The sequence below is a fragment of the Cupriavidus sp. 21MJTG02-4 genome (genome assembly GCF_057798975.1).
Map to the genome: position 1 here is coordinate 151,113 of NZ_JBYOJP010000007.1, position 14,174 is coordinate 165,286.

Genomic DNA, 14,174 nt, shown 5'->3' on the forward strand with positions numbered 1-14,174 from the left:
TCAGGCGCTCGGCGAACACTCGCCCTGCGGGGCGGCGCTGTCCGCTGCCGCACGGGCCGCGCTGCGCGGTTGCCACGACACGGCGATATCGCCGCGGATAAACGTCTGGCAGGCCAGCCGGTGGCCGCTTGCCAGTTCCGCTGCGGTCAGCAGCTTCTTTTCCTTGGGCTTGATGGCGTCCGTATGCTCGTGGCCGGTTTCGATGCGGCACTTGCAGGTGCCGCACAGCCCGCCGCCGCACTTGAAGGGAATGCCGCCCTGTTCGCGCAGCGATACGCGCAGCAGGTTGCTGTCCGGCGGTGCGCTGACCGTCTTGCCCTGGTTGGTGAGGAAGGTGATCTGGATCATGGCGATGAGGGGTGGCGCGGCAAATGAGGGGGATCAGGACAGTCCGCCCGTGGCGACGGGCGTGGGCACCAGCGTGATGTCCATGGTGCCGAAGCGGGCCAGCTCGCGCAGCGCGGCGCGGGCGGCCTCCAGCGTGGCGTACTTGTCGAGGAACTTGGTCGACACCAGGTTGACGATGCCGGGCGGCGTTTCCTCCAGCACGCGCACCTTGGTGTCGGCGGCGAGTTCGGCAATGACGAAGCGCGCCGTGGGCTTGCCGTAGAACAGGTAGTCGTAGGCCTCTACCGCTGTCATGCCGTCGGCGGGCTCGGTGCGGAACTGGCCGGGGCGGCTCGTGAGCAGGACGAACATGTCAGGCGTCCACGCTGTCGGTCGCCATGGCGGCCATCGTGGTCGCGGCCACGGTGCCGGTGGCAGCCGGGGCCGTAGCGGGCAGGTCGTCCTGGGCCAGTTCGATGTCGTGCTCGATCCACAGCTGGCAGGCCAGGCGATAGCCCTGTTCCAGCCGCTCGCCGAGCTGCTTTTTCTCCTTCCAGTTGGGCGGCGGCAGGTGTTCGGCCCCGGCGATCACGCGGCAGGCGCACTTGGAGCACTTGCCCATGCCGCACTCGTAGCGCAGGTTGGGGTAGGGGAACTGGCGGATGCCCGCGCGGACCACCAGGTTGGTCTGCGGCTTGACCTCGTCGGTAAAGGTCTGGCCCTGCTTGTGGAAGGTAACGGTCGGCATGGTATGGAGCGTGCTGGCCGGAAGCCTGCCGCGAGGGCGGCGTCCGGCTGGATTCAGAGACGTAAGGGAATCTTCGGTGCGTTGTTGCCTGGGTCTGCTACGACCACAACAACATCGCAGCCACGGTCGAGCAGGCCAGCCCGATCAGGACCGGCATCAGCAGCGCGCGCACCGCTTCGAGCACCGGCACCCGGGCAAAGCCGGCCACCGCGATCAGCGACGACCACGCCACCAGCGTGCCGCCGCCGGTCCAGACCGCGCCCATCTGGCCGACCGCGGCCAGCGTGGCCGGATCGAAGCCCACTACCGGGCCGAGCGCACCGGCCAGCGTGCCGGTCAGCGGCAGGCCCGCGAAGCCCGAGCCGTCGATGCCGGTGATCATGCCGACCAGCAGCACGCCGAACGCGACCAGCACGTGGTTGTCCGGGATGGTGTGCTGGTAGGCCTGGATCAGCTCGAACAGCAGGCTCGGCGCCTTGCCGGGCGGCAGGCCGAGGATCTGTGCCGCGGTTTCGCCGGCACCGACGAAGAAGAAGCCCGCGATCGGCAGCACCGAGCCCATCGCCTTGAAGGCAAAGACGAAGCCGTCGGTAATGTGTTCCGGACACACGTCGAGCATGCGGCGCGGGCCTTCGGCGGCCAGCGTCGCGAACATCATCAGCACGGCCGCCACGCCGCCGACCAGCGCGGCCGCGTCGCCGCCCTTGAGGTCCTGCACGCTGGTGCCGAGCTTGGGCATCACCATGATGACCACCACCGCGAGGAAGGCGAGCGGCGTCACGATCGCGAAGCACTTCGACCATTTCACGCGGCGCCGGGCCACCATCGACAGGCTGGCCTCGATGTTGCTGTCGGTGGCCAGCGGCTCGGCATGGGCCGTGCCGCGCGCAATCTCGGCCTTGTCGAACGTGCCGCCGCCATCGGCCTGCGTCGCGGTGCCGCCCGCACGTGCCTGCCAGCGGTCGAGCAGGGCGCCGCTGGCCGGCACGATGTGCTTGCGCATCGACAGGTAGCCCAGGCACAGCGCGATGCAGCCGGTGATGATCGACAGCGCCAGCGCACGGTCGGCCACCACGGCGGCGCTTACCGCCGCGCCGGCGGCCTTGGCGCTGATGCCCGGCGCCACGCCGATCACGTAGTCCGACGACAGTGCCATGCCCTGGCCCGCGATGGCGATGGCCATCGCCCCCGCCAGCGGCGGCAGCCCCGCTGCGATGGCCGCCGGCAACAGGATGGCCGACACCAGCGGCACCGCCGGCGTGGGCCAGAAGAACAGGGAGATGACATAGGTGATGCCCGCCAGGATGAAGAAGGCCGAATGCCCGTTCTTCATCACCATGCGGAAGGGCTCGACCATGCGGATATCAGAGCGCAGTGTCTTGAGCGCATTCAGCAGCGCCGTCATGAATGCAATCACCAGGAAGATGTTGAACAACTCCCGGGCGGCAACCAGGCTGGCGGAAAACACGCCACCCAGGGCCGAGATCGGGCTTCCTGTCAGGGCAAAGACAACGAGGGCGGTGCCGATGATGGACGGCACCACGACATTGGCGCGCAGGATCATCGTCAGCACGATGACTGCTACCCCTGCCAGATAGATCCAGTGCGCGGCACCGATCACGACTTGTTGTGACATGAAAACTCCCTGGGGGCGGAGGGGTTGTGGGGGCGGTTTCCCGTCGAAGCGGAAAATCACGTTGGTATACTATATTCCAGACAACGTAGCAGCCAAGCAGATTCTCATCGGGATTTACGCGTACGCGATGGCTGCTGATGCCCGGCTCTTCGCCGCAAGAAGCGCCGGGATTGTGGCGTACAGCCGGCTTGTGGCGACGAACTGCGGGGGAATTTGCTGGAATACGACTCAATATGTAGACTGTATACCGTTTTGCACGTGGCCGCGGATCTTTCGCGCGCTTGCAGGCCAGTTCTCCAGTCACCCCTAACAGCGGAGTTTCCATGCAGCACATCACAGACGCGATGATCGACGCCCATGTCAGCCCCGAAGACGCCCGGCAAGTCATGGAAGCGGCCTTCGCCAGCTTCGGCCGGGGCGATGCGGCGATGCAGGAGCGCATCCGGACGGAGGCGGGCGGCGTCAAGCTGTCCACGCTTGGCGCGGTGATCCCGCAGCAGGGCGTGGCAGGCGCCAAGGTCTACACGACCATCAACGGCCAGTTCTCGTTCGTCATCCTGATCTTCTCGGCCGAGGACGGCAGGCCGCTGGCCTCGTTCGATGCCGGCGCCATCACCCGCCTGCGCACGGCGGCGTGCACCACGCTCGCCGCGCAGCGGCTCGCGCGGCCCGGCGCGCGCACGCTGGCGCTGTTCGGTGCCGGCACGCAGGGCATGCAGCACGCGCGCCAGCTCAGCGCGACGCTGGGGCTGGAGCGCATCCTCGTATCGGACCCGCACGCCGATGCCGGCATGCCCGCGCGGCTGGCGGAATTGTGTGGCATCCCGGTGGCGCTGGCCGAGCCGGATGCCGCCGTGGCGCAGGCCGACATCGTCGTCACCGCTTCGCGCGCGACCACGCCGCTATTCGCCGGCGCTTCGCTGCGGCCGGGGGCGTTCGTCGCCGCGATCGGGTCCAGCCTGCCGCATACGCGAGAGCTGGACGACACCGCGCTGCGCCGCGCCGCCGCCGTGGTGGTCGAGTGGCGCCCGCAGTCGACCCGTGAGGCCGGCGACATCGTGCTGGCCGATCCCCAGGCGCTGCCGGCGGAAAAGATCGTCGAGCTGGGCGATGTCGTGCTCGGCAAGGTGTCGCCGCGGCGGCATGACGAGGACATCGTCATCTACAAGTCCGTCGGTGTCGGCCTGGAAGACGTGGCGCTGGCGGGCTTTGCGTGGTCACGCATAGCTGGCGCGGCGGGACTTCGCGCCGCCTGAATCCCCTTTGAGTGGTCTTGCGCCGGGTAAACCCCGGCGTGATTCGTCAACGAAGCACTTGCCGTCCGTATCACTCTGTATATAGTATACAAACATGCCGGCGTGATCGATCCCAAGCGATCCAGGCATCCCGACCCATCCATCGCCTTGCATCCGCCAACCAGGAGCCCCCGTCATGGCCGAACTGATGAACCGCGAAGTATTCCGAGCCGCCCTTGAAGAAGCCATCAAGGGCAAGAGCGCCAACAAGGCGCCGTTCAGCGTGGCCTGGGCCAGCGGCAAGCTGAGCCGCGCCCACCTCGCACGCTGGGCCGAGAACCACTACCACTACGTCGGCCCGTTCGCGGATTACCTGGGCTACATCTATGCCCGCACGCCGGACCGCTACACCGAGGCCAAGGACTTCCTGCTCGCCAACATGTACGAGGAGGAGATTGGTGGCGACCGCCACACCGACCTGCTGATCCGCTTTGCCGAAGCCTGCGGCACCACCCGGGAGCGCGTGATCGACCCGGACAACATGTCGCCGACCACGCGCGGCCTGCAGGCCTGGTGCTATGCGGTGGCCATGCGCGAAGACCCGATCGTGGCAGTGGCCGGGCTGGTGGTCGGGCTTGAATCGCAGGTGCCGTCGATCTACCGCAAGCAGACCCCGACGCTGCGCGAGAAATACCAGTTCACCGACGAGGAGGTCGAGTTCTTCGACCTGCATATCGTCTCGGACGAGATCCACGGCGAGCGCGGCTACCAGATCGTGCTCGAGCACGCCAACACGCCCGAGCTGCAGCAGCGCTGCCTGAAGATCTGCGAAATCGGCGCCCAGATGCGCTTGCTGTACACGACGGCGCTCTATCACGACTACGTCGCGCAAGAACTGCCGCTGCCCGAACTCGAGATGGCTGCCTGAGCCGCGCCGCGCAAACCGGACCGACGATGAACGTATTCCTCAACCATATCGACGGTGAATGGACGGCCTGCCAGTCGGGCCGGACCTTCGACAACGTCAACCCGGCCGACACCGGCGACCTCGTGGGCCGCTTCCAGGCGTCGTCTGCGGTGGACGCGCAGGCGGCCGTCGCTGCCGCGGCCGCGGCCTTCAACGGCTGGAAGAAGACCCCGGTCGGCAAGCGCGCCGCGGTCCTCAACCGCGCCGCCGACCATCTCGAAGCCAACGCCGACAGCATTGCGGCCGAGTTGACCCGCGAAGAGGGCAAGGCCCTGGCGCTGGCGCGCGACGAAGTCCTGCGCTCGGCCCAGACGCTGCGCTTCTACGCCGTGGAAGGGCAGACCTTCACCGGCGAAGTGTTCCCGAACGATGACCCGGACCAGCTCGTCTACAGCCAGCGCGAGCCGCTCGGCGTGGTGACGGTGATCGCGCCGTGGAATTTCCCGGTGTCGATCCCGGCCCGCAAGATCGCTCCGGCACTCGTGACCGGCAATACCGTCGTGTTCAAGCCGTCGTCCGAGGCGCCGCTGTCGGGCTACCGGCTGGCCGAGGCGCTGATCAAGGCGGGGCTGCCCAAGGGCGTGCTGAACTTCATCACCGGCAGCGCGGCCGAGATCGGCGCGGCCATTACCGAAGCGCAGCCGGTGCGCGCGATCTCGTTCACCGGCTCGTCGCGCGCCGGCGAGCAGATCCATCGCGCGGTGCCGCTGACGACCCGCACGCAGATGGAGCTCGGCGGCAAGAACCCGCTGATCGTGATGGAGGATGCCGACCTCGACCGCGCGGTCGACCTGACCATCAAGGGCGGCTTCTCGCTGTCCGGGCAGGCATGCACCGGCACCAGCCGCGTGCTGGTGGCGGAGTCCGTCAAGGCCGCGTACACCGAGCGGCTGCTGGCCAGGGTGGCGTCCCTCAAGATCGGCAGCGGCATGACGGCCGGCATGGACCTGGGCCCGCTCGCTTCGCAAAAGCAGCTCGAAAGCGTGCTGCGCTACATCGACATCGGCAAGTCCGAGGCGACCTTGCTGTGCGGCGGCGAACGGCTGACCGGCGGCGACTTCGACAAGGGCTTCTACGTCGCGCCGACCGTGTTCACGGACGTGACGCAGTCGATGCGGATCGCGCGTGAGGAAATCTTCGGGCCGGTGATCGCCATCCTCGGCTTCAGCGACTACGCCGATGCCATCGCCAAGGCGAACGACACCGAGTACGGGTTGGCGGCGGCCATCGTCACCAGCAACCCGCGCTACATCCACCACTTCGCCAGCGACATCGAGGCCGGCACGGTCAAGGTCAACCGCACCACCACCGGCAACCTGGTCAACGCGCCGTTCGGCGGGCTCAAGCGCTCGAGCACGTCGACGTTCCGCGAGTCGGGCCGCACGGGGCTGGAGTTCTATACGCAGATCAAGACGGTCTACCGGGGCGCCTGAGCCCCCGTCGCCGCAAGGAGTCAGACATGAAGAAAGCCATCAAGCTGGAACTGCGCGAGGCGCGCCACATGGTCGCCGCGGCCATCCGCCGTTCCGAGGAAATCGGCGTGCTGGAGTCGATCTGCGTGGTCGACGAGGGCGGCTATCCGCTCGTGCTGGAGCGCATGGACGGCGCCCGCATCACCGGGCCGCAGATCGCCTGGAACAAGGCCTTCACGGCCGCCGGGCACAAGCGCTCCACCCATCTGTTCACCACGCCGCCCAACGGGCCGGCACTGCCGGGCAACGAGGCGTTCGGCATCCAGTGGAGCTTCGAAGGCAAGTTCGCCGCATTCGTGGGCGGCTTCCCGATCGTGGTCAACGACGAGGTGATCGGCGGCATCGGCCTGTCCGGCGGCAACGGCGAGCAGGACACGCAGGCCGGCGTCGCGGCGCTGCAGGCGCTGGCGGAACTGCTGGCCCCGCAGGACCTGAAGGTGCTGGTGCAGGCCGACATCAAGAAGTAGGCGGATCACGGCGCCACGCCACCCATCACCCTTGCGCGGAGGTTCCATGTCGTACCGCATCCAGATCGCCGAGACCCAGCAGGTCTTCTTTGTCGAACGCGGCGAGACGCTGCTGCAGGCCGCAGGGCGTGCGAGCATCGCCCTGCCGCATGACTGCCAGCTCGGGGGTTGCGGCACCTGCCGCATCCGGCTGCTCGACGGGCAGGTGCGCTATGACGAGGAGCCGTTCGGCCTGGCGCCGGACGAGGCCGCGGCCGGCTACGCGCTGGCCTGCCAGGCGCAGCCGCTGGGCGACCTCGTCATCAGCACCGCGCGCGAAGAGGATGCCTGTGCCGAGCCGGCGCGGCACCGCGCGGTGGTGCGCGGGGTGCGGCCGTTGTCGGCGGACGTGCTGCATGTCGAGCTGGAGTTGCCGGAGGCCGGCGCGCTCGACTATCGTCCTGGCCAGTACCTGAAGCTGTTGCATGGCGAAGGGCTGGCGCGCAGCTTCTCCATGGCGTCGGTGCCGAGCGCGGGGCGTGTCGACCTGCATGTGCGCCGCATCCCGGGCGGTGCATTCACGGATGGCGTGCTGCCGCGGCTGAAGGCCGGCGACGGCGTGGAGGTCGAATTGCCGCTCGGCTCCTTTTTCTATCGGGCCCGGGATTACCGGCCCTTGCTGATGGTGGCCACCGGCACCGGGCTGGCGCCGATCAAGGCGATCCTCGAATCGCTGATGGACGATCCCGACTGCCCGCCGGTATCGCTGTACTGGGGCATGCGCGAGCAGGACGACCTGTACCTGCACGCCGACATCCCGGCCTGGGGCGAGCGGCTGTACGACTTCCGGTACGTGCCGGTGCTGTCCCGCGCTGGCGACAGCTGGCAGGGGCGGCGCGGCTACGTGCACGACGCGGCGCTGGCCGACCTGGGCGATCTCAGCGAGCACGCCATTTACCTGTGCGGGTCGCCGAACATGATCCGTGATGCGCGCGCCGCATTCATCGCGCGCGGCGCCAGTCCGGACCATCTCTACGCGGACAGTTTCACGTTCCAGCGCGAATGATAAGACATGGCGGTATACAGCCGGAGGCTTGGTATACAATGGCGGCCACACCGTCCGCTTCCGCTTCCGCATCCGCCAACCCATGGCCAATACATCGCCCACTGCCTCGACTGCTCCGACTGCCGAGCCGCTCAGCCTAGGTGCCAGCCATTCGCCGCTGTTCGCGCTTGTCACCGACAAGCTGCGTGAAGGCATCCTGAACGGCCAGTACGCGCCGGGCGAGCGGCTGGTCGAAAACCGGCTGTCGGCCGAACTGGGCGTGTCGCGCATTCCGGTGCGCGAGGCCTTGCGCGCCCTGGCCAGCGAAGGCCTGGTGCTGATCGAGCCGCGCCGCGGCGCGTCGGTGGCCAGCCTGTCGCCGGTGATCGCGCGCGAGATGGTAGAGGTGCGTGCCACGCTGGAAGGCCTCAACGCAAAGCTGGCCGCCCAGCGCCGCGACCCGGCGCTGATCGCCGAGCTGGAGGCGGTGTTGCGCCACGGCATGGACGCCGCCGCGCAGGGCCGCGCCGACGAGTTGCTCGCGCTCAACAGCCGTTTCCACGAAGTGCTCGGCACCATTGCCGCCAACAGCGTGCTGCAGGAAATGATGCGGTCGCTGCGCGAGCGCACCGCCGTGCTGTTCGGGCCGGCGAACGTGGTGCGCGCGCGCCAGAACTGGGACGAGCATGCCCAGATCCTGCAGGCCGTGATCGCCGGAGATGCCGATCTTGCCGCCTTGCTGGCGGCGCGCCATGTCCACAGTGCCGCCAAGGCGGCCGAACTGCCGCTGGAAGGGCCGGGCGGGGCACAAAGCCAGGCCGCCTGAGGCTGGTCTGCAGGCAGCGGCAAGGCCGCTCGCCGCCTTCCGCGACACATTTCCCATCCCGCCGACGGCGCGGAAAAGCCGGCGCATGCCGCCAACGTTGCCGGTCCGTTCAGGACTTGGTAATCGGACTATATTGGATTCAGCTTCCGCGTCCTGATGGGTGTGATCCCATTGTCAGGGTGCCTTTGCGTGCCCGGTAACAGTGCATTGCGCACCGTGTCATGGCGCACTGCACCAATTTTATGTATACTATAGTCAATTTGAATCAATTGGGATTTACCATGAAGTCGCCCGAGCAACGCTATCTTTCGCAACCCGTTGGCCAGCAACTGCTGCGTTACTACGCGGCGCGCGACGCGGTCCGCCATGCGACGCCGCTGTTGCCGTTGCACCTTCGCGATATCGGCCGTTTCTTCCGCGCGCTGTCTGGACACTCCCCGCGCCGCAATCACTGCTGATTTTCGGGCCTGATCGACGGCTGCCGCGATCCGGCGTGGCAGCCAGCGACCTCTCTGGCGGGTGTTCTGCCTGCCGACTTCCTTCCCTTCAAAGATCTCACCTTGCTGACGACGCGACACAGCAGTGTCCGGGCTCGTCCATAATCGTCTTGCTCTTATCGTAAGACTGAATATAGTATACCGAAACAAATCGCAGTCCCTCCGTAGTCTCTCCCAACGCCCCCACCGTGCTTTGCCCGCACGGATAACGACAAGGAGTCGACGTGAACCTGCCCGACCGGAACCTCGCCGGCCCTGCGCCGTTGTGGAAGATGGCGCAATGGCTGGCCGCCGGGGACGTCTCGGCGGTGGAACTGGTGGACGCCTGCGAGACCGCCTGGCGCGCGTGGCATGGGACCATCAACGCGCTGGTGCTGTCGGATTTCGGCGCTGCCCGCGCCGCCGCGCAGGAAAGCGACCGACGCCGCCGCGCCGGCGAGGTGAGGGGCGCGCTCGACGGTATTCCGTTCTCGATCAAGGAATCGTTCGACGTTGCCGGCTGGCCAACCACCTGTGGCAACCCGGCCTTGCGCGGCCACGTGGCCCGGCGCGATGCCGTGGTCGTGCAGCGCCTGCGCGACGCCGGCGCCGTCCTGCTAGGCAAGACCAACGTCCCGCTCGGCCTGCGCGACTGGCAGAGCTACAACGACATCTACGGCACCACGCGCAATCCGCACGACCCTTCGCGCACGCCGGGCGGCTCATCGGGCGGGAGCGCGGCGGCGGTGTGCGCCGGGTTGTCGGCTTTCGATGTGGGGTCCGATATCGGCTCGTCGCTGCGCAATCCGGCCCACTATTGCGGCATCTTTTCCCTCAAGCCCAGCCATGGGCTGGTGCCGCTGGACGGCCACGGCACCGGGGCGGCGCGCTTCGGCGAGCAGGACATCAACGTGGCGGGCCCGCTGGCCCGCAGCGCGCGCGACCTCGAACCCGTGTTGCGCGCCATCGCCGGCCCGCACGGGGATCTGGCGTTGGCATACCGGCTTGAACTGCCCGCTTGTCCGCACCGCCGGCTGGACGATTTTCGCGTCGCCGTGCTGCCCACCCATCCGCAGGCCGAAGCCGACGGCGAGGTCGCCGCGCAGATCACGCAGCTTGGCCACTGGCTGGCGCGGCAGGGCGCGCGCGTGGACTGGCACGCCCGGCCGGACTTCGATGCGGCCGAACTGTGGCATGCCTATGTGACGCTGCTGCGCGCGACCACCGCGGTCCACATGGATGACGCGGCCTATGCCGATGCGCTGCGCCATGCCGCCGATATTCCCGTGGGCGATGCTTCGTACGCGGCGCTCCAATACACGGGGGCGACGCTGAGCCATCGCGACTGGCTGCGCCTGCAGGCGGCGCGCGAACGTTTCGCGGCCGCGTGGCGCCGCTTCTTCACCGACCATGACGTGCTGCTGTGCCCGGCAGCGACAACGACCGCGTTCGCGCTCGATGAAGCGGGCGAACCATGGACCCGCACGCTCACCGTCAACGGCCATGCGCAGCCCATGACCACGCAGCTGTTCTGGGCCGGCCATTCCGGGTTGTGCGGACTGCCTTCCGCGGTCGCGCCGATCGGGCCGGGGCCGAGCGGCTTGCCGGTCGGCGTGCAGATCGTCGCCGGCCGCTACCAGGATCTCACCGCCTTGCGTTTCGCGGCCCTGCTCGAAGAGGCGGGCTACGCTTTCCGGCCCCCGCCGCAGCCCTCCATGTTGCAGGCGAACCCCCAACACTAAAGCAGACTTACACCACAGGGAGCGATCATGTTTGACTGGTTCCGCGATTTGTCGCGCATGGAGCGCAAGGGCTTCTATGGCGCTTTCCTTGGGCATGCGGTCGACGTGTTCGACTTCATGATCTACTCGTTCCTTATCTCCACGCTGCTGGGGCAGTGGGGCATGAGCAAGTCGACCGCCGGCGCCATCGTCACCTGGACGCTGGTGTCGTCGCTGGTGGGCGCCATCGGGGCCGGCATCCTGGCCGACCGCTATGGCCGCGTGCGGGTGCTGCGCTGGACCATCATCGTGTTTGCCATTGCCTGCTTCCTGTGCGGGCTGGCGCAGTCGCCGGAGCAGCTGATGCTGTTCCGCATGATTCAGGGACTGGGCTTCGGCGGCGAGTCGTCGCTGTGCATGGTGCTGGTGACGGAGATGATCCGCAACCCGGCGCACCGGGGCAAATACTCGGGCTTCACCGCCAGCAGCTATTCCTTTGGCTGGGGCGCGGCGGCCATCGTCTACGCGCTCACCTTCAGCGTGCTGCCGGCGGAGACCGCCTGGCGCGTCTGCTTCTTCCTCGGCATCCTGCCAGCACTGGTGGTGATCTACCTGCGCCGCAATCTCGAGGAGCCCGAGGTCTTTCTGAAGACCCGCGCCGCGGGCCGGCAGCAGACGGCACTGGGCGGGCTGGGCCGGCTGTTCCGCGGGCCGCTGCTGTCCAGGACGGTGCTGTGCAGCCTGCTGTCGGGCGGGATGCTTGGTGCGTACTATGCCATCGCCACCTGGCTGCCGACCTTCCTCAAGACCGAGCGCGGCCTGTCGGTGTTCGGCACCAGTTCCTACCTGGCCGTGACGATCGTCGGATCCCTGATCGGCTATGTGGCGGGCGCCTATGCCACCGACCGCTGGGGCCGGCGGCTGACCTACATCGTGTTCGCGGCAGGCGCTTTCGTGGCGGCGCTGGTCTACATGGTGATCCCGGTGTCGAACACATCGATGCTGTTCCTCGGCTTCCCGCTCGGGATCCTGATGCAAGGCGTGTTCGCGGGCATCGGCGCGACGATCTCGGAGTCCTTTCCCAACGATATCCGCGCGACGGGTTACGGCGTGTCATACAACGCCGGGCGCGTGATCGGGTCGCTGTTCCCGCTGTCGGTGGGATGGCTGAGTTCAGGACGCACCTCGTTGCCGATCGCGATCGCGATTGTCGCCGGCGTCGGCTATGCGATGGTGGTGGTGGCTGCGATGCTGCTGCCTGAAACCACCGGCATGGATCTCGGGCAGGCCGGCGGCGGCGAGGAACCCCAAGCGGCGCCGCTGGCGCAGCCTGCGGGGAGCGCGGCCTGAAGTCTTGCGAGGGATGGTGCGCGGTGCTCAGCCAAACAGGCTGACAAGCGCCGGCACCATCAGGCTCGCGCCGATCCCCATCAGCACGCCGAACGCGATGCGCCGCGTGGTGGTCGCGGAGAACGGCGGCGGAAAGCGGCGTCCGAGCAGCGTGGCGAGCACCACCACCGGCACGCCGATGGCGGCTTGCAGCCACACCTGTGCGTCAAGCTGGCCCTGCCAGGCCGAGAAGAGGGTGCGCACGCTGGAGGTCACGGTAAAGACCAGGATCAGCGCGCAGCGGATCTCCACCGGCTTCATGGGCTGGCGGTAGAACTGGAAAATCAGCGGCGGGCCGGACACGCCGAAGAGGCCGCTCAGCAGGCCGCCAAAGATGCCACTGACCAGAAAGCTGCCATCGCCGGAACGCCGCGCCAGCGGCTCGGGCCGCAGCGCCGCGCTCAGGCCGCCGTACAGGATCACCGCGCCCAGCAGGATCTGCAGCAACGTGGCCGCGCTGCTGCTGAGATAGTCGAGCAGCATCACGCCGGCAACTACCGAGGGAAGAATACCGATGGCTGCGGCCAGCACCGCGCGCCCATCGATATGCTGCATCTTGCCGGGCAGCGCGCAGGCGCTGTTGGCCAGCGTCACCAGGCTCACCACGGCCGCGACCGTAGCGACCGGGGCCAGGCCCAGTCCGCTCGTGGCGCCCATCACGATCATGCCCAGGCCAAAGCCTGTCACGGTCTGGAAATACGTTCCCGCGCCAAGCAGCGCCTGCAGGCCCAGCACGGGTATCAACAATTCCGGCTTCATGCTGCGGCCTGCTCTCCGGAACTTGCCTGCTGCGCCGAAGCGGCCTGCGCCTGCACGACGGTGACGGCGATCACATGGAACACGTCTTCCTCGCTGCATCCCCGCGACAGGTCGTTGGCGGGCTTCTTGAGTCCCTGCAGCATCGGCCCGATGGCCTTGGCGCCGCCTAGCCGCTCGGCGAGCTTGTAGCCGATATTGCCGGCCTCAAGATTGGGGAAGACCAGCACATTGGCGTGGCCGCCCACTTGCGAGTGCGGAATCTTGCGCTCGGCAATTTCCGCGACGATCGCGGCGTCGAGCTGGACATCGCCATCGATGGCCAGGCCCGGGCGTTGCGCGCGCACGCGCTCCGTGGCTGCTATCACCTTGTCGACCGCTGCATGTTTTGCGCTGCCGCAGGTCGAGAACGACAACATCGCGACGCGCGGCTCTTCATGCAGCAGCGAGCGCGCGCTGTCGGCCGCAGCCATGGCGATCTCCGACAGTTCCTCGGCATCGGGGTTCACCACGAGCCCGCAGTCGGAGAAGATCAGCCCGCCCTTGAGCGCGTGGAACGGCTCGCACAGCATCATCAGGAAGAAGCTCGACACCAGCCGGAAGCCGGGTGCCAGCCCGATCAGCTGGATGGCCTGGCGCACCACGTCGGCCGTGGTGTGAATCGCGCCGGCCACCGAACCATCGGCATGGCCCTGCCGCACCATCAGGTTGGCGAAGCACAGCGGGTCGAGCACGGCCTGCCGGGCCTGGTCCAGCGTCATGCCCTTCTTCTGGCGCATGGCGTAGAGCGCCTGTGCGAAAGAGGGCGCCAGGGCGGAGGTGACCGGATCAACGATGCTGATCCCGTCCAGGACGATCCCTTGCGCATCCGCCGCGGCGGTGATCCGCTCGGGATTGCCCACCAGGATGACCTGCGCGATGCCCTCGCGCGTGGCGCGGCCGGCTGCCTGCAGGATGCGCGGGTCTTCGGCCTCGCACAGGACGATGCGACGGGGCGCGGCGCGCGCGCGGTCGATGATGCGGAGGATGGGTTTCATGGCGGGATGGGTTCGGTAGGACTGAAAAAAGGGCCAGCGCTTCACGCTATGCCCTTGGTGTTCTCCCCCCTCCCGCAAGCGGGAGAGGGAGCA

General features: G+C 67.8%; 15 protein-coding genes. 9 read left to right on the forward strand and 6 right to left on the reverse strand.

Annotated elements, in window-relative coordinates; all coding sequences use genetic code 11:
* The 4 genes from AC3FKH_RS16295 to AC3FKH_RS16310 all read right to left on the reverse strand — a co-directional run bounded on the left by AC3FKH_RS16295 (position 1) and on the right by AC3FKH_RS16310 (position 2,711).
* Positions 1 to 348, reverse strand: a complete 348-nt coding sequence (locus AC3FKH_RS16295) for a 2Fe-2S iron-sulfur cluster-binding protein (protein WP_488676907.1) — start codon at positions 346 to 348, stop codon at positions 1 to 3.
* Positions 349 to 381: 33 nt separating this feature from the next.
* The gene (locus AC3FKH_RS16300; RefSeq protein ID WP_488676908.1) at positions 382 to 699 is read right to left on the reverse strand and encodes a ferredoxin; all 318 of its coding nucleotides are present in this window, start codon (positions 697 to 699) and stop codon (positions 382 to 384) included.
* 1 nt (position 700) lies between these two features.
* Entirely contained in the window at positions 701 to 1,075 is a 375-nt protein-coding gene (locus tag AC3FKH_RS16305; RefSeq protein WP_488676909.1) for a 2Fe-2S iron-sulfur cluster-binding protein, read from the reverse strand.
* Positions 1,076 to 1,172: 97 nt separating this feature from the next.
* Positions 1,173 to 2,711, reverse strand: a complete 1,539-nt coding sequence (locus tag AC3FKH_RS16310; protein WP_488676910.1) for a hypothetical protein — start codon at positions 2,709 to 2,711, stop codon at positions 1,173 to 1,175.
* A 323-nt stretch (positions 2,712 to 3,034) separates the two neighbouring features.
* Between AC3FKH_RS16310 and AC3FKH_RS16315 the strand changes: the two genes are divergently transcribed.
* The 9 genes from AC3FKH_RS16315 (at position 3,035) to AC3FKH_RS16355 (ending at position 12,249) form a co-directional block, all read left to right on the forward strand.
* Complete coding sequence (locus tag AC3FKH_RS16315; RefSeq protein ID WP_488676911.1) at positions 3,035 to 3,967, forward strand: ornithine cyclodeaminase family protein; 933 nt, start codon at positions 3,035 to 3,037, stop codon at positions 3,965 to 3,967.
* A 175-nt stretch (positions 3,968 to 4,142) separates the two neighbouring features.
* A complete protein-coding gene (locus AC3FKH_RS16320; protein WP_483732577.1) occupies positions 4,143 to 4,874 on the forward strand; it encodes an iron-containing redox enzyme family protein in 732 nt (243 codons plus the stop codon).
* A 26-nt stretch (positions 4,875 to 4,900) separates the two neighbouring features.
* Positions 4,901 to 6,346 carry an aldehyde dehydrogenase family protein gene (locus tag AC3FKH_RS16325; protein WP_488676912.1) on the forward strand — a complete coding sequence of 482 codons (1,446 nt, stop codon included), beginning with the start codon at positions 4,901 to 4,903 and terminating at the stop codon, positions 6,344 to 6,346.
* Between the two features lie 26 nt (positions 6,347 to 6,372).
* Positions 6,373 to 6,852: a GlcG/HbpS family heme-binding protein gene (locus AC3FKH_RS16330; RefSeq protein ID WP_011299889.1), complete on the forward strand. Its 480-nt coding sequence runs from the start codon at positions 6,373 to 6,375 to the stop codon at positions 6,850 to 6,852.
* Positions 6,853 to 6,898: 46 nt separating this feature from the next.
* Positions 6,899 to 7,897: a 2Fe-2S iron-sulfur cluster-binding protein gene (locus AC3FKH_RS16335; protein ID WP_488676913.1), complete on the forward strand. Its 999-nt coding sequence runs from the start codon at positions 6,899 to 6,901 to the stop codon at positions 7,895 to 7,897.
* Between the two features lie 82 nt (positions 7,898 to 7,979).
* Positions 7,980 to 8,702, forward strand: coding sequence for a GntR family transcriptional regulator (locus AC3FKH_RS16340; protein ID WP_488676914.1), 723 nt, complete (start codon positions 7,980 to 7,982; stop codon positions 8,700 to 8,702).
* A gap of 281 nt (positions 8,703 to 8,983) precedes the next feature.
* Positions 8,984 to 9,160: a hypothetical protein gene (locus tag AC3FKH_RS16345; protein ID WP_488676915.1), complete on the forward strand. Its 177-nt coding sequence runs from the start codon at positions 8,984 to 8,986 to the stop codon at positions 9,158 to 9,160.
* Between the two features lie 263 nt (positions 9,161 to 9,423).
* Positions 9,424 to 10,920 carry an amidase gene (locus AC3FKH_RS16350; RefSeq protein WP_488676916.1) on the forward strand — a complete coding sequence of 499 codons (1,497 nt, stop codon included), beginning with the start codon at positions 9,424 to 9,426 and terminating at the stop codon, positions 10,918 to 10,920.
* Positions 10,921 to 10,947: 27 nt separating this feature from the next.
* Positions 10,948 to 12,249 carry an MFS transporter gene (locus tag AC3FKH_RS16355; RefSeq protein ID WP_488676917.1) on the forward strand — a complete coding sequence of 434 codons (1,302 nt, stop codon included), beginning with the start codon at positions 10,948 to 10,950 and terminating at the stop codon, positions 12,247 to 12,249.
* Between the two features lie 27 nt (positions 12,250 to 12,276).
* On the opposite strand, the gene AC3FKH_RS16360 is transcribed toward AC3FKH_RS16355, so the two are convergent.
* Positions 12,277 to 13,047, reverse strand: coding sequence for a TSUP family transporter (locus AC3FKH_RS16360; protein ID WP_488676918.1), 771 nt, complete (start codon positions 13,045 to 13,047; stop codon positions 12,277 to 12,279).
* Positions 13,044 to 14,081, reverse strand: coding sequence for a phosphate acetyltransferase (gene pta / locus AC3FKH_RS16365; RefSeq protein ID WP_488676919.1), 1,038 nt, complete (start codon positions 14,079 to 14,081; stop codon positions 13,044 to 13,046). Before pta ends, AC3FKH_RS16360 begins: the two co-directional genes overlap by 4 nt.
* Between the last annotated feature and the right edge of the window lie 93 nt (positions 14,082 to 14,174).